General features: G+C 67.4%; 24 protein-coding genes. 11 read left to right on the forward strand and 13 right to left on the reverse strand.

All coding sequences use genetic code 11. The features are described 5' to 3' along the window. Nucleotides 1–32: 32 nt before the first annotated feature. The 4 genes from glgX (at nt 33) to AB4112_RS09350 (ending at nt 3,916) form a co-directional block, all read left to right on the forward strand. On the forward strand, nt 33–2,165 hold the full coding sequence (gene glgX, locus AB4112_RS09335) for a glycogen debranching protein GlgX (protein ID WP_441718858.1): 2,133 nt from the start codon (nt 33–35) through the stop codon (nt 2,163–2,165). Nucleotides 2,166–2,259: 94 nt separating this feature from the next. After that, nucleotides 2,260–2,715: a GNAT family N-acetyltransferase gene (locus tag AB4112_RS09340; protein WP_441718860.1), complete on the forward strand. Its 456-nt coding sequence runs from the start codon at nt 2,260–2,262 to the stop codon at nt 2,713–2,715. A 133-nt stretch (nt 2,716–2,848) separates the two neighbouring features. After that, nucleotides 2,849–3,439 carry a hypothetical protein gene (locus AB4112_RS09345; RefSeq protein WP_441718863.1) on the forward strand — a complete coding sequence of 197 codons (591 nt, stop codon included), beginning with the start codon at nt 2,849–2,851 and terminating at the stop codon, nt 3,437–3,439. Between the two features lie 186 nt (nt 3,440–3,625). Continuing rightward, nucleotides 3,626–3,916 carry a hypothetical protein gene (locus AB4112_RS09350; RefSeq protein WP_441718866.1) on the forward strand — a complete coding sequence of 97 codons (291 nt, stop codon included), beginning with the start codon at nt 3,626–3,628 and terminating at the stop codon, nt 3,914–3,916. Between the two features lie 64 nt (nt 3,917–3,980). On the opposite strand, the gene AB4112_RS09355 is transcribed toward AB4112_RS09350, so the two are convergent. From AB4112_RS09355 to AB4112_RS09395, 9 genes are all read right to left on the reverse strand, one after another. Then, nucleotides 3,981–4,655 (reverse strand): lysozyme inhibitor LprI family protein, encoded by a 675-nt coding sequence (locus AB4112_RS09355; RefSeq protein WP_441718869.1) that lies wholly within the window; start codon nt 4,653–4,655, stop codon nt 3,981–3,983. A 91-nt stretch (nt 4,656–4,746) separates the two neighbouring features. Then, nucleotides 4,747–5,670 (reverse strand): hypothetical protein, encoded by a 924-nt coding sequence (locus tag AB4112_RS09360; protein ID WP_309800247.1) that lies wholly within the window; start codon nt 5,668–5,670, stop codon nt 4,747–4,749. A 166-nt stretch (nt 5,671–5,836) separates the two neighbouring features. Beyond that, nucleotides 5,837–8,062 carry an MGH1-like glycoside hydrolase domain-containing protein gene (locus tag AB4112_RS09365; RefSeq protein WP_441718872.1) on the reverse strand — a complete coding sequence of 742 codons (2,226 nt, stop codon included), beginning with the start codon at nt 8,060–8,062 and terminating at the stop codon, nt 5,837–5,839. Nucleotides 8,063–8,066: 4 nt separating this feature from the next. Beyond that, the gene (locus tag AB4112_RS09370) at nt 8,067–8,663 is read right to left on the reverse strand and encodes a cysteine hydrolase (protein WP_441718875.1); all 597 of its coding nucleotides are present in this window, start codon (nt 8,661–8,663) and stop codon (nt 8,067–8,069) included. A gap of 3 nt (nt 8,664–8,666) precedes the next feature. Then, complete coding sequence (locus tag AB4112_RS09375; RefSeq protein ID WP_441718878.1) at nt 8,667–9,728, reverse strand: ABC transporter ATP-binding protein; 1,062 nt, start codon at nt 9,726–9,728, stop codon at nt 8,667–8,669. Then, complete coding sequence (locus AB4112_RS09380; RefSeq protein ID WP_441718880.1) at nt 9,715–10,494, reverse strand: ABC transporter permease; 780 nt, start codon at nt 10,492–10,494, stop codon at nt 9,715–9,717. Before AB4112_RS09380 ends, AB4112_RS09375 begins: the two co-directional genes overlap by 14 nt. Further along, the gene (locus AB4112_RS09385) at nt 10,494–11,420 is read right to left on the reverse strand and encodes an ABC transporter permease (RefSeq protein ID WP_441718883.1); all 927 of its coding nucleotides are present in this window, start codon (nt 11,418–11,420) and stop codon (nt 10,494–10,496) included. Before AB4112_RS09385 ends, AB4112_RS09380 begins: the two co-directional genes overlap by 1 nt. Nucleotides 11,421–11,582: 162 nt before the next feature. Next, on the reverse strand, nt 11,583–12,659 hold the full coding sequence (locus AB4112_RS09390; RefSeq protein ID WP_441718886.1) for an ABC transporter substrate-binding protein: 1,077 nt from the start codon (nt 12,657–12,659) through the stop codon (nt 11,583–11,585). A 380-nt stretch (nt 12,660–13,039) separates the two neighbouring features. Next, nucleotides 13,040–13,339, reverse strand: coding sequence for a hypothetical protein (locus AB4112_RS09395; RefSeq protein WP_441718888.1), 300 nt, complete (start codon nt 13,337–13,339; stop codon nt 13,040–13,042). Nucleotides 13,340–13,576: 237 nt separating this feature from the next. Between AB4112_RS09395 and AB4112_RS09400 the strand changes: the two genes are divergently transcribed. Further along, nucleotides 13,577–14,923, forward strand: a complete 1,347-nt coding sequence (locus AB4112_RS09400; protein WP_441718891.1) for a calcium-binding protein — start codon at nt 13,577–13,579, stop codon at nt 14,921–14,923. A 502-nt stretch (nt 14,924–15,425) separates the two neighbouring features. Beyond that, nucleotides 15,426–17,267 (forward strand): ATP-dependent nuclease, encoded by a 1,842-nt coding sequence (locus AB4112_RS09405; protein WP_441718894.1) that lies wholly within the window; start codon nt 15,426–15,428, stop codon nt 17,265–17,267. 237 nt (nt 17,268–17,504) lie between these two features. Here the strand turns inward: AB4112_RS09405 and AB4112_RS09410 are convergent, their stop codons facing one another. Beyond that, on the reverse strand, nt 17,505–18,446 hold the full coding sequence (locus AB4112_RS09410; protein ID WP_441718897.1) for an alpha/beta fold hydrolase: 942 nt from the start codon (nt 18,444–18,446) through the stop codon (nt 17,505–17,507). A gap of 298 nt (nt 18,447–18,744) precedes the next feature. On the opposite strand from AB4112_RS09410, the gene AB4112_RS09415 reads away from it, so the two are divergent. Next, nucleotides 18,745–19,431 (forward strand): hypothetical protein, encoded by a 687-nt coding sequence (locus AB4112_RS09415; RefSeq protein WP_441718900.1) that lies wholly within the window; start codon nt 18,745–18,747, stop codon nt 19,429–19,431. A 354-nt stretch (nt 19,432–19,785) separates the two neighbouring features. On the opposite strand, the gene AB4112_RS09420 is transcribed toward AB4112_RS09415, so the two are convergent. From AB4112_RS09420 to pcaQ, 3 genes are all read right to left on the reverse strand, one after another. Then, complete coding sequence (locus AB4112_RS09420) at nt 19,786–20,460, reverse strand: HAD family hydrolase (protein WP_309800231.1); 675 nt, start codon at nt 20,458–20,460, stop codon at nt 19,786–19,788. Nucleotides 20,461–20,476: 16 nt separating this feature from the next. Next, nucleotides 20,477–21,772 carry a multidrug effflux MFS transporter gene (locus tag AB4112_RS09425; RefSeq protein WP_441718903.1) on the reverse strand — a complete coding sequence of 432 codons (1,296 nt, stop codon included), beginning with the start codon at nt 21,770–21,772 and terminating at the stop codon, nt 20,477–20,479. A 174-nt stretch (nt 21,773–21,946) separates the two neighbouring features. Further along, nucleotides 21,947–22,906, reverse strand: coding sequence for a pca operon transcription factor PcaQ (gene pcaQ / locus AB4112_RS09430; protein WP_441718905.1), 960 nt, complete (start codon nt 22,904–22,906; stop codon nt 21,947–21,949). A gap of 100 nt (nt 22,907–23,006) precedes the next feature. Between pcaQ and pcaD the strand changes: the two genes are divergently transcribed. From pcaD to pcaG, 4 genes are read left to right on the forward strand one after another with little or no spacing between them, the layout of a single operon-like run. Continuing rightward, nucleotides 23,007–23,795 (forward strand): 3-oxoadipate enol-lactonase, encoded by a 789-nt coding sequence (gene pcaD / locus AB4112_RS09435; RefSeq protein ID WP_309800226.1) that lies wholly within the window; start codon nt 23,007–23,009, stop codon nt 23,793–23,795. Next, the gene (pcaC, locus tag AB4112_RS09440; protein ID WP_441718908.1) at nt 23,788–24,186 is read left to right on the forward strand and encodes a 4-carboxymuconolactone decarboxylase; all 399 of its coding nucleotides are present in this window, start codon (nt 23,788–23,790) and stop codon (nt 24,184–24,186) included. Before pcaD ends, pcaC begins: the two co-directional genes overlap by 8 nt. After that, nucleotides 24,183–24,905 carry a protocatechuate 3,4-dioxygenase subunit beta gene (pcaH, locus tag AB4112_RS09445; RefSeq protein WP_441718911.1) on the forward strand — a complete coding sequence of 241 codons (723 nt, stop codon included), beginning with the start codon at nt 24,183–24,185 and terminating at the stop codon, nt 24,903–24,905. The genes pcaC and pcaH overlap by 4 nt, the downstream gene beginning before the upstream one ends. Next, complete coding sequence (gene pcaG / locus AB4112_RS09450; protein WP_441718914.1) at nt 24,902–25,480, forward strand: protocatechuate 3,4-dioxygenase subunit alpha; 579 nt, start codon at nt 24,902–24,904, stop codon at nt 25,478–25,480. The genes pcaH and pcaG overlap by 4 nt, the downstream gene beginning before the upstream one ends. The last annotated feature ends 1 nt before the right edge of the window (nt 25,481 follow it).

Raw genomic sequence — 25,481 nt, forward strand, 5'->3', positions numbered from 1 at the left:
CTTCGGGCGACGGAACTCCGGAAGGGTATCGAATGAAGAAGCCTGCGCAGCCTTCGGTCCGCGTGCTGGAGGGGCAACCCTTTCCGCTGGGGGCCACCTGGGATGGGCTGGGGGTGAACTTCGCCCTGTTCTCGGCCAACGCCACCAAGGTCGAGCTGTGCCTGTTCGACGACGAGGGCAAGCGCGAGACCGCGCGGGTCGAGCTGCCGGAATACACCGATGAGGTCTGGCACGGCTATCTGCCCGACGCCCGCCCCGGCACGATCTACGGCTATCGCGTCCACGGCGCCTACGAGCCCGCCGCCGGCCACCGCTTCAACCCGAACAAGCTGCTGCTCGACCCCTATGCCAAGCGGCTGCTGGGCGAGCTGGCCTGGAACGACGCCTTGTTCGGCTACACCATCGGCGACCCGCAGGACGACCTGTCCTTCGACACCCGCGACAGCGCCCCCTTCATGCCGAAATGCCGGGTGGTGGACCCCGCCTTCACCTGGGGCCGGTCGCGGCCGCCGGCGGTGGCCTGGGACCGCACCGTCGCCTATGAGCTGAACGTCCGCGGCTACACCATGCAGCACGCCAGCGTGCCGAAGCGGCATCGCGGCACCTTCGCCGGGCTCGGCCACCCCGAGGTCATCGGCCACATCCGCAGCCTCGGCGCCACCACGGTCGAGCTGATGCCGGTGCACGCCTTCATCGCCGACCGGCACCTGCTGGACCGCGGGCTGACCAATTTCTGGGGCTACAACAGCATCGGCTTCTTCGCGCCGCATCCGCGCTATTCCGCCACCGGCGAGACCGCCGAGTTCAAGGAGATGGTGGCGCGGCTGCACGATGCCGGGCTCGAGGTCATCCTCGACGTGGTCTACAACCACACCGCCGAGGGCAATGAGCGCGGCCCGACCCTGTCGTTCAAGGGCATCGACAACGCCTCCTACTACCGGCTGATGCCGGAGGAGCGCTACTACATCAACGACACCGGCACCGGGAACACGCTGAACCTCAGCCATCCCCGGGTGCTGCAGATGGTGACCGACAGCCTGCGCTACTGGGTGACGGAGATGGGGGTCGACGGCTTCCGCTTCGACCTCGCCACCATCCTGGGCCGCGAGCCCTATGGCTTCGACGAGGGCGGCGGCTTCCTCGACAGCTGCCGCCAGGACCCGGTGCTGGAGAGCGTCAAGCTGATCGCCGAGCCCTGGGACCTCGGCCCCGGCGGCTACCAGGTCGGCGGCTTCCCGCCCGGCTGGGCCGAGTGGAACGACCGTTTCCGCGACACCACCCGCGGCTTCTGGAAGGGCGACGACGGCCAGGTCGCCGACCTCGCCTCCCGCCTCAGCGCCTCGGGCGACGTGTTCAACCGCCGCGGCCGCAAGGCCTGGGCCAGCGTCAACTTCGTCACCGCCCATGACGGCTTCACCCTGGACGACCTGGTCTCCTACAACGATCGCCACAACGATGCGAATGGCGAGGACAACAAGGACGGGCATTCCGACAACCTGTCCTGGAACCACGGCGCCGAAGGCCCGACCGACGACCCCGCCATCCGCGCCCTGCGCGAACAGCAGAAGCGCAACCTGCTGGCGACGCTGCTGCTGTCGCAGGGCACCCCGATGATCCTGGGCGGCGACGAGTTCGGCCGCAGCCAGCAGGGCAACAACAACGCCTATTGCCAGGACAATGCGGTCAGCTGGGTGGATTGGGGCGCGATCGACGAGGACGGCCGCAAGCTGCTGCAGTTCACCCGCCGGTTGATCGCCCTGCGCCAGCGCTTCCCGGTGCTGCGCCGCAGCCGCTTCCTGACCGGCGTCTACAACGAGGAGCTGGACGTCAAGGACGTCGCCTGGCTGCGCCCCGACGGGCAGGAGATGGAAAACGGCGACTGGACCAACCCGCAGACCCGCTGCCTGGGCATGCTGATCGACGGCCGGGCGCAGCCGACCGGCATCCGCCGCCGCGGGTCGGAGGCGACGCTGCTGATCCTCTTGAACGCGCATCACGAGGAGGTGCCGTTCCTGCTGCCCGAGGTGCCGGACGGCCCCTCCTGGACCGCGCTGGTCGACACCGCCGAGCCGGAGGCGCCGCAGCGCGCCCGCCTGCCGGCCGGCGAGACCTTCGCCCTGCAGGGCCGGACCCTGGCCCTGTTGTCGGCCCAGACCGGGGCATAGCATCATGGACCGATCGGCATTCGGCTGGGCATAGTCGCAGACGGTCCCACCGTGAACCGAGCAGGGGAATTCGGCGATGGTTGCATTGCGGCCCATGCGCAGCGCCGAATTCCCGGCCTATCTGGACTATTTCATTCCTGAATACGCTGCGGAGATCTCAGCGAATTACGGCGTTTCCGACACGGCAGCCCTCGCCCAGGCAAGGCGCGAAATCGCGGACGACCTGCCGGACGGCCCGGACACGCACGGCCAGGTCTTGCTTTGCATAACCGCCGATGGAGATGACGATGCCATCGGTTACCTCTGGTACCGTCCGGACAAGGATCTGCGCCTGGCCTTCATCAGCGACTTCCACATCCTGGCCGCACACCAAGGCAAGGGCTTCGGCACAAGGGCGCTGAGCGCTCTGGAAGCCGCTCTCTCCGATGCAGGCTTCGAACAGATCCGGCTGCGCGTGGCCGCTGACAATCAGCGGGCGCAGCATATCTACCGGACCGGCGGATTTCGCGTCACGGGCGTGAACATGAGCAAACAGATCGGCAAGGCCTGATTTCCGGCGATCCTACGATCCCTCGTTGACGAGAATCGTGCCCGGAATGGTGTTTGAGTCACGACCGGCCTCCGCCGCCCTCATCCGTGCTATGGCTCCGAGACGAGGAGCCCTCCAGACGAAGGTCCGCCCCATGACCGCCCTGCTTCCCGCCGAGCTTGCCTGGTACGTCACCGGCCGCTTCTACCAGGCCGAGCAGGACGGCCCGGTGGCCGACTACGGCTATTTCCTGCACCTGCCCTTCCCCGACCTGCCGCTGTTCGACGGGAAGCGCGGCGAGACCACCGCGCATTTCACCTTTGCCGCCAGGCCGTTCCAGGCGCGGAAGGTCACCAATGGCAGCCTGTCGCTCGGGGTCGATCCCATCGGCGAGTTCTCGCTGTACCTGCAGCGCCGGCCGGCCGGGACCTTCGACGACCCGGCTTCCTTCGCGCAGGGCGAATGCATCGCCACCTTCCGCCGCACCAGCCTGGTGGTCGGCACGACGGTCGACGGGACCGTCGGCGCGAAGACCGAGGCGCTGGTCGGCACCAACGTGTTCTCGGCGCGTCTGGTCGCGAGCACCCCGTTCGAGTTCGGCGGCGGCCGCCACGATCTCGCCGACCAGATCGGCCGGGGCGTCACCCAGTTCGGCACCGCCGCCGGCGCGCCGATCCAGCCCCCGCCGGCCGGCTACACGCTGGTGCTGCCGTTCACGGGGTCGGCCATAGCGCTGGGCCGGTAGATCAGGCCAGCGCGCTCCAGACCCGCTCGCCGCCGTCCCGGCCGGCGATCTCGACCGCGAAGGGTCTGTTGGTACGGGCGGAAGCAGACCGCAGCCCAACGGCCGCATAGCAGCCCTTCGTTACGAAAACGGAACTATATTTCCCCGCAAGGTGTCTGCATGACGAACCTCATGGAGGCTGCAGTGATGCTCAAGCATCTGACCAGGGTCGCCCTTGTTGCCGCGGCCCTCACCATCGTGCCGGTCCTTACGCTCCCCGCCCAGGCGGGAGGGTGGGAGAGCACCAACCAGCCACGTCTCTACAACCCGCATGATGGCCATCGGCACGGCGACAATCGCTACCGGCGCCACGACGACGATCGGCGCGATCGCCACTGGGATCGCCACGGCCGGCGCTATGACCATGACCGGCATCGCGACCGGGATCGTGATCGGAACGATAGCCCGTCGGATTTCCTGCAGGACCTGTTCAACTGACCACCGCGAGGATCAGCTCGTCGAACGCCGGGCGGCGGCCAGGGCGGCGGCGCGGCGCTGCCGATCACCTCTTGTAGACGCCGTCGAACGAGGCGCCGTTGCCGCAGGACTCCCGGCAATCGGTCGGCACGACCCGGATCTCGGAGCCGCTCACCGTCAGATCGACCGTGCATTTGCTGTCGGGGATGTCGGGATCCGGCGGGGCGACGTAGTGCACCTTGCCGCCGTCCAGCGGCGCCCGGAAGGTGACGGAGCATTGGTCATAGGCCGGTGCGGGCCCGGTCGAGGAGATGCTGACCGACAGGCTGCCGTCGGGAAAGAGCACGCCGTCGAGAAACCCGCCGACCCGATCGTTCGAGTAACTGCCCGTCAGGTGATGCTGGTCGTAGGGGGCCGAGAGTTCCACATACCGGGCCCGGTAGCTGTCGAGCAGGCAGTTCATCACCTTCTCGTCGGAGCCGGAGCAGTGGTTCCGCTGCACCAGCCAGGCGCGCTGGCTGGCCTGAAGCGCGGCGGCGTCCGCCCCCGGAGCCTGGTGGACCGCCTGGTACAGGTCGGCCATTGTCTGGTCGATCCACCCCATCCCCGAATTGCCGCCGGAACACAGCACCTTCTCGACATGGGTTCGCGCCTTGGCGCAGTCAAAACTCGGGTCCTCCTGCGCCTGCCCGAGGGACGATGCGGCCGATAAGATCAAAAGCGCATAACCGAAAATGCGACAAATGCTCATCTGATCCATTTCCCCTTCAGCAACGAGTCCGCTTGGGATCACGAGCATAGCAGCTTGCGGCCGCCGGCAAGCAGGCACGGAGCGAGGCATCTCGCCGCCGCTAAGCCTCGCTCGCGGCAACGCGGCGCTCGCTCGTCCTCTCCCGGATGCGGGCGTCCCGCCGGCCTTGGCGCAATTCGCCGCGGGTCGGCCGCCACCAGCCCCGCGCCCGCTCAGCGTCCCCGGCCTCCGCGCGGGCCGGCCAGACCCCGATCAGCTCGTCGAGTGAAGGGCGGCGCCAGGCCGCCCACACATGGTCGATCGGGGCCATCCCCAGATGCGGGTAGAACGGCGCCGCCTCGGCCGGCTCCACGACCTCGCCCGCGATCTCGACGAACACCAGCATTCCGAAGCGTTCGGTCATCACCGGCCGGTCCAGCGGCGGCAGGTCGTCGGCGGCGACGGGATAGCGATGGCGGCGGCGCTCGGCGGCCAGGGCGGCGGCGCGGCGCTGGCGTTCGGGATCCCATTCGGCCTCCCGGCGCCGTCGGCGCTCCTCCGGTTCGTTGCGGCGCGCCGCCTCCTCGATCTCCGGCCAGCGGCGCCACAGCTCGTCATAGGACCGGAACGGCACCCGCCAGGCCCGGGCCTCCGCATCCCACCAGGACCAGGGGATGGCGCGCATCTGGTCGATGACGGTCCTGGAATAGGGCGTCCGGACGCGCAGATCGTCCGCCACCTCGAGATACGGGCTGGCGATGGGATCGAAAGCATAGGCGTCCCGCCCCTTGGCATCCCCATGGTCGCCGCCCGGCGGCATCTCCCGGGCCAGCCAGCGCGTCAGCCGGCGCTCGGCGGTGGTGCCCGGGATGAACCAGGCCGCCTCGGCTTCGCGCCAGCGGGCCCGGGGGAAGGCCTTCATGAAGCGCTCCACCATCGCCCGGTCGTAGGGAAACCTCGCCTGGATGCCGGGCTTGTCCCCGTCGACCGGCCGAAGCTCGATGGCGCGGTCCTGGGCCGCAGGCTGCTGGATGGCGGAGCGCATGGCGATTCAGATGGTGGCGCCCCGCCCGTTCGTCGATGCGGAGGCCTCCCTGCCTCTCAATCGTCGTTGCGAGCGCAGCGAAGCAATCCATATCAGGCGGCGCCATGGATTGCTTCGTCGGCTGCGCCTCCTCGCAATGACGAAGAGGAGCGGGAAACCTGCCTCGTCAGGCCAGGAACACCCGCAGCGTCGCGCCGGCGGCCTGGGCGGGCAGCGCATCGACGGTGACGCCGTCTGCGGCCCGCCAGGTGGCCGGTGCGTCGCCGAGGCGCAGGTCCAGCACCCGGTCCGGCGCCAGCGACGGGAAGCGCAGCCAGACGCCGTCGGGCAGGTCCGGCGGCAGGGTGACGGCGATGTCGCCCGCGTCGAAGCGCAGCTGCGACAGCCGGCCGACGAAATTGGTCTCCAGCAGGGTGCGGTTGCCCTGCTGCAGCGCCAGCACGCCATCGGCGATGCGCAAAGTCACCGCGCCGGCCGGGCTGGCGATCGGCCCCAGCGTGGCATCGGCGCCGTCATTCACCAGCTCCCACCCGCCCCAGGGGTTGATGTCCATCACCCTGGCAACGCCGAGCGCCGGCATCAGCGCGCCCCAGCTGTAGAAGCCCTCGGTGTCCGGCTGGTCCATCGGCTCGCCGGTCTCGGCGTTGTAGTTCTCCGGGCACAGCCGGCGCTCGTCCCACACCTGTCGGAACAGGCGGAGGCTGTCGTCGGCCAGGCGCACGGCCTCGCGGTCGAAGCCGTTGCGGCGCAGCCCGTGCCAGACCAGCCAGTTCAGCGGCGGCCAGATCCGGCCGCGCCAGTAGGAATTGTCCTTGGCCGCCGGGTCGTCCCGCGTCGTGCCGGGGATGACGAATTCGCCGCCGAAGGTGGCGGGGTCGCGCAGATGCTGCAGCAGGCGCTGTGCCTGTTGCGGCGAGGCGGCGCCGCAGACCAGGGGGTAGAAGCTGGTCGGCCCCAGGCTGCGCACGAAGTCGCCGGACCACAGCCGGTTGGCGAAGATGCCGCGGCTGTCGTCCCACAGCTCGGTCCGGATCCGCGACCGGGTGCGGTTGGCGATCTCGGCATGGGATGCGGCGGCGGCATCGTCGCCCAGCTCGGCCGCGATCCAGGACAGCACCTCGGCGTCGAAGGCCAGCAGGCTGTTCAGCCCGACATCCTCGGAGCGCAGCGTCCGGGTCTCCGGGTCGTAGGCCGCCTCATCATGGATCGGCGAGTTGTCCATGCTGGATTCGTTGCGGGCGCCGAAGGAGGTGCCCTTGTACAGCCCCTCCCCCACATCCGAGGTGCCGTAGGACACTAGGCCGCGGTCGCGCGGGTCGCGCTCCCGCCACCACCAGGCGTGGTTGCGGGCCAGCGTCCCGTAGGCCAGCTCCAGGATTGGGCGGGAGCGGGAGCGGAGATAGAGCAGCCACAGCAGGAACGACCCGATCGGCAACTGGGTGCGGTCGACCCAGGCGTCGTTGGCGGTCAGCAGGCAGGCGAGGTTGCCCTGCGGCGTGGCGCTGGCCAGCGACGCGGCCAGGTTCTCGCGCGCCATCTCCTGGTCGAAAAAGCCGGTCAGCAGGGCGTTGTACAGCTGGTCGTTCAGCCAGACGCCGAAGCCGCCGAATTTCGACAGGTTCCAGTTGCGGCTGATCGAGGTGTAAGGCCGGCCGTTGACCTCGTCCCACACGCTGTTCCAGGCCATGACGTCGCGCAGCGCGTCGAGTGACCCGGCCTGCGCCCCGGTCTGGCCGGGCAGATCAGGCGCATCGCCCGGCGCGGCCGCCAACGCCTTGGCCCGGGCGACCGCCAGATCCGCACGGTCGGCCACGGCGACGCCGACGCCGCCGTTCTTCATCATCTCCAGGTTGAACCGCAGCACCAGCACCGGCGCCGCCTCCGACCGCGACCCCAGGTGGAAATAGCCGTTGGTCTCGTAATCCTCGGCCGCGGCCTCGACCGTGGCGTGGCCGGTCACCTGCACCGGCGGCTCGGCGCTGGCCAGGGCGACGAAGCGGTGCCCGACCTTGACCACCGCAGCGCCGGCGGGGTCCCAGCGCGCGACCTCTCCGCCCTCGGCCGACAGGCACAGATTGATCCAGAAGCGCAGGCCCCACTCGCCGCTCTGCTGCGTCCGCCAGGTGCCGGCCACCTCGAACGGCCCGTGCTTGGTCCAGCGCCAGGCCAGGCTGGTGCCGGCATGGTCGAGGTCGAGTTCGACCAGCGCCGCATCCAGGGCGTGGCGGCCGTATTTCACGGTGCCAGCCGGGAACAGCGTGGCGGTGCGGGTGCTGCCGGCGAAGGCCAGCGGCGTCACCCGCACGCCGAGCGGCAGGAACACCATCTCGGCCGGGCGGCTGGACCAGGTGTTCCAGGCCCGGGCGAGCGGGACGGTGGTATCGCGCAGCATCAGGCTAGCTCCAGGCCCGCAGGGCCGCTTCGGTCGTGACGATCTCCACCTGCTGGTCGAAGCGCGGCAGGATCAGGTCGAGCGTGGCGCAATGGCCCGGCAGCGACGAGCTGGTCATCGCGTCGGACACGGCGACGATGCGGAAGCCGCGGTCGATGCCGTCGAGGATGGTGCCGAGGACGCAGACATCGGTCTCCACCCCGGTCACCAGCAGCGTGTCCGCCCCCAGCGCCGCCAGCCGGCCGGCGAATTCCGGCACGGCGAAGGCGGAATGGGTCGGCTTGTCGATGATGCTGCCGGGCGGGGCGATCGCCGCCAGCGGCGCCACCAGATCCAGCATCCCCGACGCCAGCATCGGCCGGGTGACGTCGTGCCAGCGGGTGTAGTAGCGGCGCCAGGTGCCGGGCGCGTCGGCCGCCGCCTGCGGCGTGACGAAGCGCGGGAACAGGGTGCGGCCCGGCTGGGCGTTGGTCAGGGCGACGACGTTGGGGACGATGTCCATCAGCGTCGGGGTCGACCACACCGTGTCCTCGGCGAACAGCCGCTGCAGGTCGATGGCGACATGGATGGTGTTCGGCCCGAGCGGCCCGAAGCGCAGCATGGCTCAGTCTTCCATCGGAATGGTGTGGGCGGCCGACCAGCCTAGGGTGACGGACGCGCCCGGCTGGAACCCGGCGCCATCCTGGGCGCGGTTCTGGGCGAAGACCTTCAGCTCGCGGCCATCCGCCCCGGTCAGCAGGTAGGTCGAGACCGCGCCGGCATAGATCACCTCGCGCAGCGTCGCCGGCAGGGCGTTCTCGAACGAACTGGCGGTGTTGGGCGCCAGGATCGTCATCTTCTCCGGCCGCACCGCCAGCGTGACCTTGGACCCGGCCGCCGGCAGCTTCCCCGCGACCCGGACCAGCGCGCCCGCGACCTCGACGCCGCTTGCCGTGACCGTGCCCTCGAGGAAGTTGGCGTCGCCGAGGAACGAGGCGGCGAAGCGGGTGCGCGGCCGCTCATAGATCTCGCCCGGCACCCCGTCCTGCACGATGCGGCCGCGGTCGAGGATGGCGATGCGGTCGGACAGGGTCAGCGCCTCCTCCTGGTCATGGGTGACGAAGATGGTGGTCAGGCCGCTCTCGCGCTGGATGCGCTTCAGCTCGACCTGCATCTCCTGCCGCAGCCGGCGGTCGAGCGCCGACAGCGGCTCGTCCAGCAGCAGCACCTCGGGCTTGGTGACGATGGCGCGGGCCAGGGCGACGCGCTGCTGCTGCCCGCCGGACAGCTGCTTCGGGCTGCGCGCCTCGAAGCCGGTCAGCCGCACCATCTCCAGCGCCTCGCGTGCTTCCTTGGCGGCGGAGGGGCCGCGCACGCCGCGCCGGTTCAGCCCGAACATCACGTTCTCCAGCACGGTCATGTGCGGGAACAGGGCGTAGGACTGGAACACCATGCCGATGCGCCGCTTCCACACCGGCACCCGCGTCACCTCGGCCGCGCCGATGCGCAGCTCGCCCTCATCCGGGATGACGAAGCCGGCGACGATGCGCAGGAGCGTGGTCTTGCCCGAGCCGGAGGGGCCGAGCAGGCTGGTGAACCGCCCGGCCTCGAAGCTGGCGGTGATCCGGTCGAGGACCGTGGCGGCGCCGTAGCGTTTGCTGACGGCGGTGACTTCAACGCCGCTCACGGGCGCCTCCCATATTCGACAAGAGGGCGAAGGCCAGGACCAGGATCATCGAGGCGCCCAGCAGGATGGTGGAGATGGCGTTGATCTCCGGCGTGAAGCCCTTGCGGATGGCGGAGTAGATCTCCACCGGCAGGGTGGTGACGCCGGGGGTGGCCAGGAAGTACGAGACCACGAACTGGTCCAGCGACACGGCGAAGGCGAACAGCGCCGCGGCGATGATGCTGGGCAGCAGCAGCGGCAGGGTGACGCGGAAGAAGGCGTGCAGCGGCGTCGATCCCAGGCTCATCGCCGCCTCCTCCAGATCGGCGCGCTGCGACTGCAGCCCGGTGCCGATCACCAGCACGACATAGGGGATGGCCAGCGCGACATGGCCGACGGTCATGGCGAACAGGCCGCGGCCGATGCCGGTGGAGAAGAAGAACACCAGCATGGCGGTGCCGGTGATCAGCCAGGGAATGGCGATCGGCGGCAGCAGCAGCAGCTGCAGCAGGGTGCGGCCGCGGAACTTGCGGCGCGACAGGGCCAGCGAGGCCGGCACGCCGATCGCGGTGGCCAGCACCGCCGTGGTCACCGCCAGCATCAGGCTGTTGCCGCTGGCGGTCAGCAGCCGGTCGTTGTCCGGCAGCTTGGCGAACCAGTCGAGCGAGAAGCTGAACGGCAGCTCGTACAGCGGCGAGGCGTTGAACGCCATCACCACCATCACCGTGATCGGCAGGTACAGGAAGGCGATGACCAGCAGGAGATGGACCAGGCCGAGACGTTTCATCAGACCGCCCCTCCCCCTTGCTGCCGCTTGAGCACCGGCGAGGCCAGGGCGAAGATGGCGAGCACGATCAGCAGCATGATGAAGGACAAGGCGGCGCCCAGCGGCCAGTTGAACGCCTGGGTGAACTGGTCCTCGATCACCGTGCCCATGGTGACGCCGACCCGGCCGCCGAGAATCCGCGGCTCCATGAAGCTGCCGATGACAGGCACGAAGATCAGGACCGAGCCGGAGATCAGCCCCGGCGTCGCCAGCGGCAGGATCACCTTCCAGAACACCACGGGGGCGCGGGCGCCCAGGCTGCGCGCCGCCTCCAGGATCTGGTCGTCGATGGCGACGACGCTGAGATAGCAGGTCAGGATCATGTAGGGCAGGTAGGCGTGCACCAGCCCGACCACGATGGCGGGATAGGTGTAGAGCAGGCCGAGCGGCGCGGCGTCCGGCACGATCCAGTGGTAGAGGCCGTCGATGATGCCGCCGTCGCGCAGCACCATGGTCCAGGAGAAGACGCGGACCAGCCCGTTGGTCCAGAACGGCAGGATGATCAGCAGGAACAGCACCTGCCGGGTGCGGCCGAAGGTGGCGCGCGCCAGCGCCATCGCCGCCGGCAGGCCGATCAGCGCCGACAGGCCGGTGGTCCAGAACCCGATCGACAGCGAGGTCCAGGCCACGTCGAGCAGATAGGGCCGGCGGAAGAAGGCGAGGTAGTTGTCGAAGGTGGCGACGATCGCCCGCCCGCCGAAGGGCGCGACCTTCAGGAAGCTGAAGCCGAGCATCATCAGCAGCGGCAGGAAGATCGCCAGCGTCAGCCAGCCATAGGCCGGCAGCAGCAGCGCCGCCGTGCCCAGCCAGCCGCGGCGTTCCGCCCCCATCGCCGCGGCCGGCGCGGTGATGGCGGATGCGGTGGTGGGGACCGCCGTCTCGGTCATCGCCTCATCCCTTGCGCCGTCATTGCGGACAATTCCAACACGCCGCCTGATCTCCCAACACTCTAGGCGTCATCCCCGCGAAAGCGGGGATCTCTCAACGGTCGCAACGGAAAGAGATTCCCGCTTTCGCGGGAATGACGATGCCGAAAAAGCGGAAACGCCCTAGCCCGCGTAGAACGCCTTCGTCTCCTGCCACAGGTCGGAAAAGGCCGTCCGCTGGTCGTCGCTGAGCGGCGACATGAACTGCAGCTTGGACAGGTACTCGGCCTTGTGGATCTGCTTGTTCAGGTCGTCGGCCGGCAGCTTGTCCATGGCCACGGCGTTGGCCGAGGCCGGGGCGCCGACATTGGTGGCCCAGTAGTCGTAGAAGCCCGGGTCGATCATGTAGTTGATGAAGGCCAGGCCGGCCTCCTTCTTGGTGCTGGTGGCCGGCACCGACAGCCCGTCGATCCAGCCGATGCCGCCCTCCTTGGGCACCACGAAGTCGACCGCCAGCTTGAAGTTGCGCTGCGACCGCACGGCCGCGCCCGACCAGTAGATCGAGACGTCGAACTCGCCGGCGGCGAAAGCCTTGTTCCACTGGTCCTCGCTGGACCACAAGAGCTTCACGCCGGGCTTCAGCTCCTTCAGCTTGGCGCCGACCGCGGCCATGTCCTTGGGCGCGTTGATGTCCTGCCCGGTCATCAGCGCGCCGATGCCGATCGCGGTGACGGCGTCGTCGAACAGGGCGACGCGGCCGGCATAGGCGGGGTCGGCCAGCACGGAAAGGCTGTCGGCCTTGACCTTGTCGCGGCGCAGGCCCAGCGCGTTGATGCCCCACAGCCAGGAGACGCCGTAGGCCTTGCCGTCCTTGTGGAAATTGGCGTGGTCGCGCAGCTGCGGCGCCAGGTCCTTGGCGTTGGGCACCTTGGACAGGTCGATCGGCTCCAGCAGGTCCTCGGCCTGGGCCTGCAGGGTGCGGGCGCTGTTGATCAGCACCACGTCATAGGTGCCGGGGTTGGTGCGCAGCTTGGTCAGCATCTCCTCTTCGGAGTTGAAGTAGTCGTGCTTGACCGCGATGCCGGTCTTTTCGGTGAAGGCCTTCAGCGCCCAGGCCTCGTCGGTGCCGTAGCCCTGCCAGTTGAGGACGTAGATGGTGTCGGCGGCCCGCGCCCGGCGCAGCGGCAGCCCGACGGTTCCGGCCACGACGCCGGCGCCCAGCAATGCGCCGAACCGGCGCCGATCCAGTGTGAAGGACATGAAACGCTCCCCGGCGGTTATTGTTTGTACACAAACGATGCTAGCGCGGGGCGGCGGGGGTTGTCAAATTGCGTTGGGGGGTGGCTCCGAGGCAGCGATCCCCGGCCGGCGCCGGCCGGGGATCGCTGCGTCAGGGTCGTTGATGGTGTTGTCCTGGGAGCCCCGGAAAGGGGCTCCGGCATCCGGTCCCCGTGTTGGCCGGCCATGGTCCGGCACAGGTCCGGGGCGTGAAAAATCCGGTCGAAGCATGCTGCAGCAGGCAATAGCTCGGGTCTGATCGGGCGCGCGGCTATCGCTGTCTTGGGCGTTTCCTGCTGGATCACGCTCCGTCGAAATCGACGGCTGCCCTCGCGAGCGGCCGGTTCATGAAGATCCGGTCCTCAGCAGGGCACGGGCCAGCACACTTCGTGGCCGGTGTTGCTGTCCCTCGCGCATTTGTAGCAGGTGACGATGCCGGCGCCGCCAGCCTCTTCGGTCTCCAGAATTCGCATCTGGTAGCTCGAGATCGCGCCCGAGTTCTGGGCCGGCGACGGCACCACGTCGACCAGCACGCCATCCTTCCACTTGAGCACGACCTCCTGCCCGTTCTCCGTGAACGGCACGGTGATGTCGCCGGTGCCGCCGCTGGGGCGGGGCGGGTTGTGGTTCAGGCTGAGGGTGGTCGCGGTCCTGTTGGCCATGCTCTCTCTCCGTGATCGGGGGTTGGTGAGACCCATCGGCCCCACCCCTCGGAGGTTGGCAGACCCGCAGCACCCGCGCGTCATCCATTTGGATGATGCCGGGTGGGTGCGGCGGCCGCGGAGAAACCCGGCAGCCTATCACCCCGCCCCGGCCGCGGCATCCGCCGAACGGCGGATGCGGGGCATCGCCGAAATCCCTAGGCTCCCTCACGGAAACCCCGCCAGGAAGGCTGCGCCATGGTCGACATTCCGAACACCACCGCCACCACCGCCGTGATCGAGGGCGACGCCACCGGCGGCAGCTTCTCGGGCGAGATCGAGACCATCGGCGACAGGGACTGGATCCGGGTCACGCTGGCGGCGGGGACCACCTACCGGTTCTATGCCCATGGTGTCGGCCCCACCGACGACAGCACGATCGCCCTGCTGCAGGCGAACGGAACCGTTCTGGCGCAGGATGACGACAGCGGCGCCAATCTGAACTCGTACCTGCAGTACACGGCGACCGCCGGCGGCGTCTACTACATCGAGGCGCGCCTGTACCAGGGCGAGCCCGGCCAATACAGCGTGTTCGTGACCACCCTCCCCGACCCCAACACTGAGCTGAGCGCCAACCCGGACACCTATACCGGCGTGGCCGGCGAGACCATCCTCGGCGGGCTGGGCGCCGATCTCATCACGCTCGGTGCCGCCAGGACGGCCCAGGGCGACCAGGGCGACGACCAGATCACCGGCAGCGCCGCGGACGACCTGATCTCCGGCGGCCTGGGCAACGACCAGCTCTACGGCGGCGGCGGGGCCGACCGCGTCTTCGGCGATGCCGGGGTGGACAAGCTCGACGGCGGCGACGGCAACGACCAGCTCTTTGGCGGGGCCGACGCGGACCGCCTGTCCGGACGCGACGGCGACGACCGGCTCGACGGCGGCGACGGCGCCGACTACCTCTACGGGGAGCTCGGCAACGACGTGCTGCGGGGTGGCGCCGGCACCGACCGGCTCGACGGCGCCGACGGCACCGACACCGCGCTCTACAGCGAGAACGCCGTCGGGGTGGTGGTCAAGCTGGACACCGGCGACGGCAGCGGCAGGGGCAGCGGCGTCGGCGGCACCGCCCAGGGCGACGTGCTGATCTCGATCGAGAACGTCTATGGCGGGTCCGGCGGCGACGCGCTGCAGGGCTCGGGCGGCGCCAACGGGCTGGTCGGCAATGCCGGCAACGACGTGCTGATCGGGATGGGCGGCGCCGACACGCTGGTCGGCGGCGCCGGGGCCGACCGCTTCGTCTACGGCAGCGTCGGCCACAGCCTGCCCGGCGCGGGCGCCGACCGGATCACCGATTTCAGCCACGCCCAGGGCGACCGCATCGACCTGGTGTCGATCGACGCCAGCACCACCCTGGCCGGCAACCAGGCCTTCAGCTTCATCGGCGCCGCCGCCTTCACCGGCGTGGCCGGGCAGCTGCGGGCCGCGGTCTCCGGCGGCACCACGGTGATCCTCGGCGACGTGAACGGCGACCATGTCGCGGACTTTCAGATCAATCTGACCGGCGCGGTGGCCCTGGTGGCGGGGGATTTCGTGCTGTAGGGGTGGGTTGGTTAGGTCTGCGCCCGGCCCAGCGGCAGCCCTATGGTTTCGGCCGCGACGCTGGCCCCTAGCAGCGCGCCGAACCAACGCCGATCTAGTGTGAAAGACATGAAACGCTCCCCGCCGGCTATCATTCGTATACAAACGATGCTAGCGAGGGTGGCGGCGGGTTGTCAAATTGCGTTGGGCGCGCTCAGGTGAATTGTCACCCATTCCGCCAGCCAATTATCGAAGCAACCCAACTGAGCCGGCACAAAACCAATACCGCGGCCACATCTAGAGCAAGGTGACAATCGCATTCATCCCTAAGCGATTGGAATTAAACAAGAACGATAAGCGGGTTGCAAACATGCCGCACCCGACGATAATAGGCTCGTGGCTTTACGGATTTTTGTTGGATGCAAACTATTGTGCCGGCAAAAATGGCATAGCGAATTAGCGGATAAGCCAGATTTTAGAGAGCAAAAGCTTAGGCTTATCGGGTAAAATTAGGGCAGATATCATGAACCTCATTAAGAAAATAGAAATAAACTATCTAAGATCTCTTTACAGCGCAACGCTTAACGATGTTGGCAACATCAATATCGTTTTTGGCAGAAATGATAGCGGCAAATCTAATTTACTGCGCGCGCTCAATCTCTTTTTTAAAAGCAAAATTGAACCATCGCACGATCTAAGTTTCGAACTTGATATGTCTGATACTCGGCGACAAGAAGCTCAGAAAGTTAAAGGTCGGCAATTTATTTGGATCAAGATAACCTTCAATGTTCCAGAAAATTTTAGAAAATCTCTTGGCCAAGAAGTAACAATCAAAAGACAGTGGAATCGAGATGGAGATGCCACGGAATCGATATGGCCTCATAAACTAACGCGCGGGCAGACTGCTCAATTGACGAAATTTAGGAACCAAATAGACTTTACTTACATACCGGCTGTCAAAGATCTTGAGGTATATGCAGATCTAATCGAACGTATGTATGGGGCAGCCTCAGAAACACAGAGCTTACAAAACGCTACTAAAAGATTCGTTGAAGCAATACAAACTCAGACAACCCAATTGTCTGGACAATTAACTACACTTTTTGGAAGCCCAGCCCGTCTGGCCGCTCCTGCCGAGATGAGGCGATTGTTCCGCACACTTGATTTTGCACACGGTGAGGAAGGTCACTCACTTCTAAGGCAAAAGGGCGATGGAATAAAGGCAAGGCACCTTCCTGAGCTTCTCAGGTTTATAAATCAGAATGAAACCTCTAAGAAATTTTTTATTTGGGGATTTGAAGAACCTGAAAATTCCTTAGATCTTGGGGCGGCCGAAGCAGAGGCTAGAAGATTTGTTGAATTCTCTGACAGATCGGACACTCAAATTTTTATAACAAGCCACTCTCCGGCTTTTTATCTCGCAAATTCGCTTAGTAAAAAATCAAACGTCAAAAGATTCTTTATAACAAAGCAAAAACCGGATCCGATATCCGGATCAATGATGCCTCTAGATGCAGCCTCCTCAATCGATGATATCGACGAAGCAGAGAAAGCAATGGATGTTGCAGGCCTTCTGCAACTCCCATTTGTGATCAGAAGATTATCTGAACTGCAACAGAAAAACGAAGAGCTGAAAAATGATATCGGAAAATTACATAGTGATATCAATAAATCTTCAAAGCCGACTTTATTTGTCGAAGGTAAACACGATAAGCGCATTTTCTCATCTGCCCTTAATCGTATCGGTCTAGATATCGATCAAATAGATATTCATGTACTGGGTGGAACGCCAAAATCTGCCTCAGAATTATTGAAGTCTCTCTCGAAATACGGCGGCAAAATTGGGAATAATCCTTCTTTTTTCTTATTTGACAACGATAGATCTGGCCGAAGCGCTTATCGGGATCTTTGCCGAGAAGGTTCCGGAAGTTCCCCATTTCGTCTGACTCAGGAAGTATCGGTCTGGGTCCTCCCTATGACCGATCCTTTCAAGAGTTTTCTCTCCGAAACAGGGATCCCAGAGGAATCTGCATTTTTTACCTCAGAGTTTTTGTTCCCAGTCGAAAAATCTAAAGAAATTTGCCTCGCACTGACAAAGTCAGTCAGCAGCGCGAGCTCCACAGGCCAAGAAATATCGGCATGGAGAAAGAAGATACATGCTGAATATTGGAATAAATTGAGCCAGGATCGTTGTATCGATCTGCTTAATATTCCAGATGACCGAACAAGCTGGTTCTATCTTCGCGGCGTCCCGGATGGTCTCAAAGAAAGATTCGCGGAAAAAATTGAAGGAGAAAAGATTTTGTCTGATACGGTAAATTCCATATCTACTATAATAGCGGAATGTATGTACGAAGAAAAATGATTTTTATTAGTATTTTTATTTTAGAAATATTTCCTAATTATAACATCAATATTGATGTAGGCAGGACCAAAGGATTAACCGCAGATTTATGATTCCATTTTACTTTAGATTATACCACCGGAGACACGTGGGCTCCGACGGATGACTGCCAGCGCGCAGTGGAGGCACAAAAATCGGAACGCCTGCAGGCGGCCGCTCTCGCGGCCGGTCCTGACATAGCTCTCGACTTCCCTTCCCTCACTTCCCCTCCCCGCCCCAATCCGCCGTCTCCGCGCTGCCATCCAGGAAGGGCAGCACCGTCTCGGTCAGGCGCGGCGACAGGAAGATGTCGTAATGGGTCAGGCCCGGCAGGATGGCGAGGCGGTTCTGCGCCATGTGCTCGCGCTGCCAGCCGGCGTCGCGCAGGCCGCCGCCCAGCAGCTGGTAGAATTTCACGATGTGCTCGGGCCGGACCATGTCGCTGTCGCCGAACACCAGCATCACCGGCCCGGCCAGCTTCGGCACATCCGCCGACCAGTCGAAGGGCTGGCGCATCATCGCGCCCATGGCGTCCAGCAGGCGCGGGAAGTCGCCCGGGTTCGGCGCCACCGCGACATAGGATTGGTACATCGGCGTGTCCTTCAGCATGTCGGCGATGCCGGCGCCGACCGCGGCCTGCTGCGGCAGCATCTCGGCATAGAAGCCGTCCTGGGCGTAGCCGGCCGAGACCAGGGCCAGGCGGCGCACCCGGTCGGGGTGCTGCAGCGCCAGCTGGAAGGCGACGCCGCCGCCCATCGAATAGCCCAGCACGTCGGCCTGCTGCACGCCCAGCGCGTCCAGCACCGCCGCCATGTCGTCGCCCATCGCCGGCAGGCTCATCGGCCGGTCGCCCAGCGGGGTGCGGCCATGGCCCTGCAGGTCGACGCCGATCACCTGGCGGTGCGCCGCCAGCACCGGCAGCACCGGCTGGAACATGTCGGTGGAGCCCAGGCCGCCATGCAGCAGCAGCAGCGGTTCGCCCTGCCCGTAGACCGCGTAGTGGTAGTCGATGCCGCCGGCCCGGACCTGCCCGGTCTTCTCCGCCTTCAGCGCAGCCGGGGGCTGGGCCGCGGGCTGGACGGGGGCGGTCTGGGCCGAGGCCGGGGCGGCCGCGGCCAGCAGGGCCGTGGCGGCGACCAGGACGAGCGTCGATTTCAGCATGTCGATCTCCCTTGGGGCGAAGCCGATGGCGTCGATGCCCCAAGGACGACGGGGGCCGGCCGGTCCCGACAGGGGGTGTGAAAAAAGTTGGTGCGGGGGATGGGGCGGATGGGCCGGAGCCGCCCCCTGCCCCTTCTTCGTCATTGCGAGGAGGCGAAGCCGACGAAGCAATCCATGGCGCCGGTATGCGCGGCCCGATGGATGGATTCGCTGCGCTCGCAATGACGATGGGGGCGGCGCCCATCCGTAAACACAATGTACATTGCGCAAGCGGTTTAACATGTTCATGATATGTTCCATGGACAACGCGCCCACCGACGCCGCCCCTGACGAGACCCAGCCGGTCGATCCCGACCGGGAGTGGACGGTGTGGGCGCTGGGCAAGCTGCGCGAGCTGGTCGATATCGGCATGCGCACCGCCCGCCGGATCGAGACGCAGCAGATGGCGACGCCCATCGTGCCGCCGCCGCCCGATTTCGCGCTGATGCAGGCCCGTGTCGCCCGCGCCGTGCGCCTGTCCATCGCCATGACCGAGCGCATCCGCGAGGCCTACCGCGCCCGCAAGGCCGAGGCGGAGACCGCCGCCGCGGCGGTGCAGGCGCGCCGGCAGAGGCGTCGGGCGCAGGTGGCCCGCGCCGTGGCCGAGGCGCTGGGGCCCGAGCGGCCGGCCGGGGCCGCCGGGGCCAAAGATGCCGGCAGCCCGRCCGCGCCGCGGGAAAGCCTGACCGAGACCGAGGTGCCGGATGTCGAGCTCGACACCCTGCCGATCGATGAGATCGTGCTGCGCATCTGCCGCCGGCTCGGCCGCACGCCGGGCCGCCTGCCGCAGCGCTGGGAGGACGCCTTCGCCGAGGACGAGGCGGCCGGGCCTCTGGATGAGCCCCTGCCCGAAGCACTGACCGACCCGCCCCCCGAAGCGCCCGAGCCCGCCGCCGGCCGGGGCGGCACCGGCCGCCCGGCCCGGAAGCCGCCGGACAGCAGCTGAGTTGGCGGTGTGCTCGCGCTCATTCCAACCGTTCGCCGTCCATCCGCTCGACCGGCAGCCCCCTCCTTGTCCCCCCTCCCCTTGSGGGAGGGGGTTAGGGGGAGGGGTCTGCGCGCGTCCGCGCGCCGATGGCGGAGTCGGTCCCTGGGGAGTGCCGGCCCTGGCTGCGCCAACCCCCTCCCCCCTCCCGCGGGGGGAGGGGGGACTCACATTGGAGACCGTCCGGGAATGCGCTGGTGTGAGCCGGCTGGTGGTGGTGTCGAGACCCGGCGCGCAGCGGACATGGTGCTCGTCGAGCACCGGAAGCGCAGACACCGCCGTCAGACGGCCGCGCCGGCGCGTTTCCGAATGGTCTCAGCGTCTTCCGCCGACCTCGTCGATATGCAGCAGCATGTCCGCCGGATCCTCGAACACCCGGTAGGCGCCGCTGCGCTCCAGCTCGTCCTGGCCGTAGCCGCCGGAGAGGAAGCCGATGCCGAGCGCCCGCGCCCGCTGCGCCGCCAGCATGTCCCACACGCTGTCGCCGACGACATGGGCGCGCTCGATCGGCACCTCCAGCTTCTCGGCCGCGGCCAGGAACAGGTCGGGGTCGGGCTTGGCGTATTTCACCAGGTCGCGGGTGATCACCGGCACCTTGTCGAAGTCGACGCCCAGGTTCTCCAGCACCGGCCGCGCCGTCTCCATCCGGCCGCTGGTGGCGATCGCCCAGGGGATGCCGGATTCGGTCAGCCAGGCCAGCAGCTCGCGCGCGCCGGGCAGCGGCACGCTCTTCTCGGCATGCTTCAGGTAGGCCGCGGCGTGCAGCCGGCGCAGCCGCTCCACCCGCTCCTCGCTGATGTCCAGGCCGGTCTCGCGCAGCAGCATGTTGGTGAACAGCCCGCCGCTCATCCCGATCTTGCGGTGGATGCGCCACACCGACAGGTCGATGCCCTCGGCGTCCAGCGCCTCGCGCCAGGCCAGCACATGGTAGTAGACGCTGTCGACCAGCGTGCCGTCGAGGTCGAACAGGAACGAGGTCTGCTGGCGCATGCGGGCTCTCCTGGGTTCAACGAACAGGGTCGGGGTGGTGCGGCACGAACAGCCGGAAGCGCTCGGTCCACAGCACCACCAAGAGGGCGCAGGCGCCGAGCCCGAAATAGCCGAAGCCCAGCGGCACCACCGTGCCGTCGAAGGCCTGGCCGACCAGGGCGCCGAGGGCCGCGCTGGCGATGGTGGTGTAGCTGCCGATCACCGAGGACGCGGTGCCGGCGATGGCGCCCAAGGGCTCCATCGCCATGGCGTTGAAGTTCGGCACGGTCAGGCTGAACAGGAACATGTTGGCGGCCAGCACCACGCCGAACAGGAACAGCGGCGGCTTGCCGCCGAAGGCGAAGGCGATCGCCAGCTGGACCGCGCCGACCGCGACGAAGCCGCAGATCCCGGTGTGCGACATCCGCCGCATGCCGAGCCGGCGCACCAGCCGGGAGTTGAGGAAGGAGGCGAAGCCCATCACCATCGCGATCAGCCCGAAGGCCATCGGGAACATCGGGCCGAGGGCGTAGACGTCGACCTCGAAGATCGCCTGGGACGAGCCGAGATAGCCCATCAGCGATCCCATCATCAGCCCCATGGCGGTGGCGTAGCCGATCGACACCCGGGTGGTGACGCAGGTGCGCACGCCGTCGCGGATGCGGGCGACCGAGAAGGGCCGGCGGTATTCCGGGTGCAGCGTCTCCGGCATCCGGCGGTTGAACCAGACGATCTGGACCAAAGCGAGGCCGAGCATGCTGACGAAGATCATGTGCCAGCTGCCCACGAACAGGAACATCTGGCCGATCGCCGGGGCGAAGATCGGGACGATGATGAAGACCATCATGGTCAGCGACATCACCCGCGCCATCTCGCGGCCGGAGAAGCGGTCGCGGACGATGGTGACGGTCAGGACGCGGGCGGCGGCGGCGCCCATGCCCTGCACGGCGCGGGCGACCAGCAGCCATTCGAAGCCGTGGGCGGCGATGGCCAGCACGCTGCCGACGCAGTAGACCGACAGGCCGATCATCAGCGTCGGCCGCCGGCCGATGACGTCGGAGACCGGGCCGTAGACCAGCTGCATCACGCCGAAGCCGGCCATGTAGGCGGTCAGGACATACTGCAGCGCGTTGGGGTCGGCGATGCCGAGATCGGCCTGGATGGCGCCGAAGGCCGGCAGCAGGTTGTCGATCGACAGCGAGATCAGCGCCATCATGAAGGCGATCAGGCCGACGAACTCGACGAAGCCTGGCTCCGGCGTCGCCCGGCGGGCCGGCCTGGCCGCCGTGGCGCCGGTCGCGGCGTCGGCGCTCGTCGTCTTGATGAAGGACATTCGGTCCGGTCTCGTGCCACGCGGCATGGCCCGGCCCGCACCACCGCCCTGGGGCGACGATGCCGGTCGAGTGCTGCCCGCCCCTGCGGGGATCATGAGAAACAGGATGAGCTTCGGCCACAACCGGCCCGTGGGGCAAGCGGTTGGCGCGCAACGCTGCCTCCCGCCGGCGGCTCAGCCCGGCATGGCCGACCGCATGTCCCGGGCCTCGTCGCGCACCATGGCCATGAACACCTGGCCCGCGGCGGTGGCCGGCACCTCGGCCCGCATGGTCAGGCCGACCGGGCCGGTGGAATCGCCGTCGTCGATCGCCAGCTCGGCCAGCACGCCCTCCGCCACATCCTGCGCCACCGCGCCGCGCGAGATGATCCACACCGCATCGGTGCGGCGGGTGTAGGAGCGGCCGAAGGTGGGCGAGACGCTCTCGATCCGGTCGGGCAGCACCCCGACCCCGGCGGCGATCAGCAGCTTGTCGACCGTCGGCCCGATCACCGAGCCGGGCGGCGGCGCGATCACCGGGAAGGCGCCGATGTCGCGGATCGCCAGGGACGGTCGGTCCAGCAGCGGATGGCCGGGGCGGACGGCGAAGGCGATGCGTTCGGAATAGAGATGCTCGAAGGACAGGCCGGTCATCTGCTCCGGCTCCGCCAGCCGGCCGAGCACGAGGTCGAGCTCGCCGACGCGCAGCTGGCCCAGCAGCATCTGGTTCGGGCCGTCGACCACCCGCACCACCACGCCAGGGCAGGCTTCGCGGAAGCGCTGCAGCGCCGCCGGCATCATCTGCGCCGCCACGGTCGGCAGCACCCCGACGCGCAGCAGCTCCTCCCCCGCCGCGCGGGCCCGCACCACGCTTTCGATGCCCTGGCGCAGGGCGGTGACGCTGGTGCCGGCATGATGCAGGAAGGTCTTGCCGAAGGCGGTCAGCACCACGCCCTTGCGGCTGCGGTCGAACAGCGGCGCGCCCAGCGCCTCCTCCAGCTCGCGCAGGGTCTTGGACACCGCGGGCTGGCTGATCGACAGCGCATCGGCCGCCGCGACCACGCTGCGCAGCCGCGCCGCCTCCAGGAAGCACTGCAGGTGCCGGAACTTGATCCGCCGCTCGATCCCCGCCGCGCTGTCGCCGCGTTCCGCCATACTCGTCCGGTTATGTTTCTCGGCCAATTCGTCATTTTACATAACCGTTGCCGCCGAGCACAGTCGCATCAGGACACCCAGGCAGGACCAGGGATCGGGGATGGACGCGGTCAAGGCAAACGGCATCGTGCTGCACATCGAGGACAGGGGTCCGCGCGACGCGCCCGCCCTGGTCTTCGTCAATTCGGTCGGCACCGATTTCCGCATCTGGGATGCGGTGGTGCCGCAGTTCCCCGACCATCGGACCCTGCGCTACGACAAGCGCGGCCACGGCCTGTCCGCCAGCGAAGGCGGCGACAGCATCGACGCCCACGCCGCCGATCTCGCGGCGCTGCTGGACGCCAGGGGCATCGGCCGCGCCACCATCGTCGGCCTGTCGATCGGCGGCATGATCGCGCTGGCCTTGAGCCACCTGCGGCCGGACCTGGTCGACCGCCTGATCCTGTGCGACACCGCCCACCGCATCGGCACCACCGAGAGCTGGCAGGCCCGCATCGATGCGATCCGCACCGCCGGCGTCGCCAGCATCGCCGAGGCGACGATGGAGCGCTGGTTCTCCGCCGCCTTCCGGGCGGAGCAGCCGGAGCGGGTGGCGATCGCCCGAAATATGCTCAGCCGCACCCCGGCCGACGGCTATCTCAGCGCCTGCGCCGCGTTGCGCGACGGCGACTTGACCGCGGTGGCGCAGGCGGTGGCGGTGCCGGCCTTGTGCCTGTGCGGCACCGCGGACACCGCGACGACGCCGGAGCTGGTGCGGTCGCTGGCGGCGCTGATCCCCGGCGCGCGCTACGCGGACATCCCGGGCGCCGGCCATATCCCCTGCGTCGAGGCGCCGGACACCCTGGCCCGGCTGATCCGCGGATTCATCGAGGAGGCGCCCCGTGGCTGAGACATCGTACGACGCGGGCATGAAGGTCCGCCGCCAGGTGCTGGGCGACGCCCATGTCGACCGCGCCCAGGCCCGGACCACGGCCTTCGACGCGCCGTTCCAGGAGTTCATCACCAACGGCGCCTGGGGCGGGGTGTGGACCCGGCCGCAGCTGACCCATCGCGAGCGGTCGATGCTGACCATCGCGCTCTTGGCCGCGCTGGGCCATCACGACGAGCTGGCGATGCACATCCGCGCCACCGCGAACACCGGCGCCACGGCGGAGGACATCCGCGAGGCGCTGCTGCATGTCGCGGTCTATGCCGGGGTGCCGGCCGCCAACGCCGCCTTCGCCATCGCCAAGCAGGTCTTCGCCGAACGCGACGGCGTTGCCCGGGAGGAACCGAAGTGAGCTTCCAGCCACGCGACTGGCGGATCCATCCGCCCCATCTGTTCGAAGGCTACCGCTCGACCGTGCTGCGGGCGCCGTCGCAGAAGCTGATCCCGCTGACCGGCGTAACGCCGTCCGGCGCGCTGTCGGAGCATCAGGGGCCGACCTTCACCGCGGCGGCCGCCCCGCCCGCAGAGGCCGACCTGACCCGCAACGGCCGCGTCAACGGCGAGCCGTTGGGCGAGCGCATCATCGTCGCCGGCCGGGTGCTGGATGAGGATGCCAGGCCGGTCGCCGGCACGCTGGTCGAACTGTGGCAGGCCAATGCCGCCGGCCGCTACATCCACAAGGTCGACCAGCACGATGCGCCGCTGGACCCGAACTTCCTGGGCGCCGGCCGCTGCGTCACCGACGCCGAGGGCCGCTACCGCTTCCTGACGATCAAGCCCGGCGCCTACCCCTGGCGCAACCACGCCAATGCCTGGCGGCCGCAGCACATCCACTTCTCGGTGTTCGGCCCGGCCTTCGCCACCCGGCTGGTGACCCAGATGTACTTCCCGGGCGACCCGCTGCACACGCTGGACCCGATGTTCAACAGCATCGCCGACCCCGCGGCGCAGCAGCGCCTGGTATCGCGCTTCGACATCGACATCACCGAGCCGGAATTCGCGCTGGGCTATCAGTTCGACATCGTCCTGCGCGGACGCCTGGCGACGCCGATGGAAGAGGGCCACCGATGAGCAAGCTTCCCCAGACCGGGTCGCAGACCGTCGGCCCCTTCTTCGCCTATGGGCTGGTGCCGCGCCAATACGGCTACGACTTCCCGCAGATCGCCGACGGCACCATCGCCGGCGACGCCGTGCCGGGCGACCGCATCCGCGTCGCCGGACTGGTGCTGGACGGCCAGGGCCAGCCCATCGAGGACGCGCTGGTCGAGATCTGGCAGGCGGATTCCAAGGGCGTGTTCCCGGGGCCGCAACGCACCGCCAATGACGGCTTCACCGGCTTCGGCCGCTGCGGTACCGGCACCGACCCGGAGCGCCGCTTCGTGTTCGACACCATCAAGCCGGGCAGCGCTGCGGCCGGCGAGGCGCCGCATCTCAGCGTCATCGTCTTCATGCGCGGCATGCTGGTCCACGTCTACACCCGGATCTACTTCCCGGACGAGGCGGCGGCCAATGCAAGCGACCCGGTGCTGAATGCCGTGCCCGAGGCGCGACGTAACACCCTGGTCGCCCGGCCGGACGGGCCCGGCCGCTACCGCTTCGACATCCGCATGCAGGGTGCCGACGAAACCGTGTTCTTCGACATCTGAC

The organism is Inquilinus sp. 2KB_23, from assembly GCF_052115705.1.
Lineage (GTDB): Bacteria > Pseudomonadota > Alphaproteobacteria > DSM-16000 > Inquilinaceae > Inquilinus > Inquilinus ginsengisoli_A.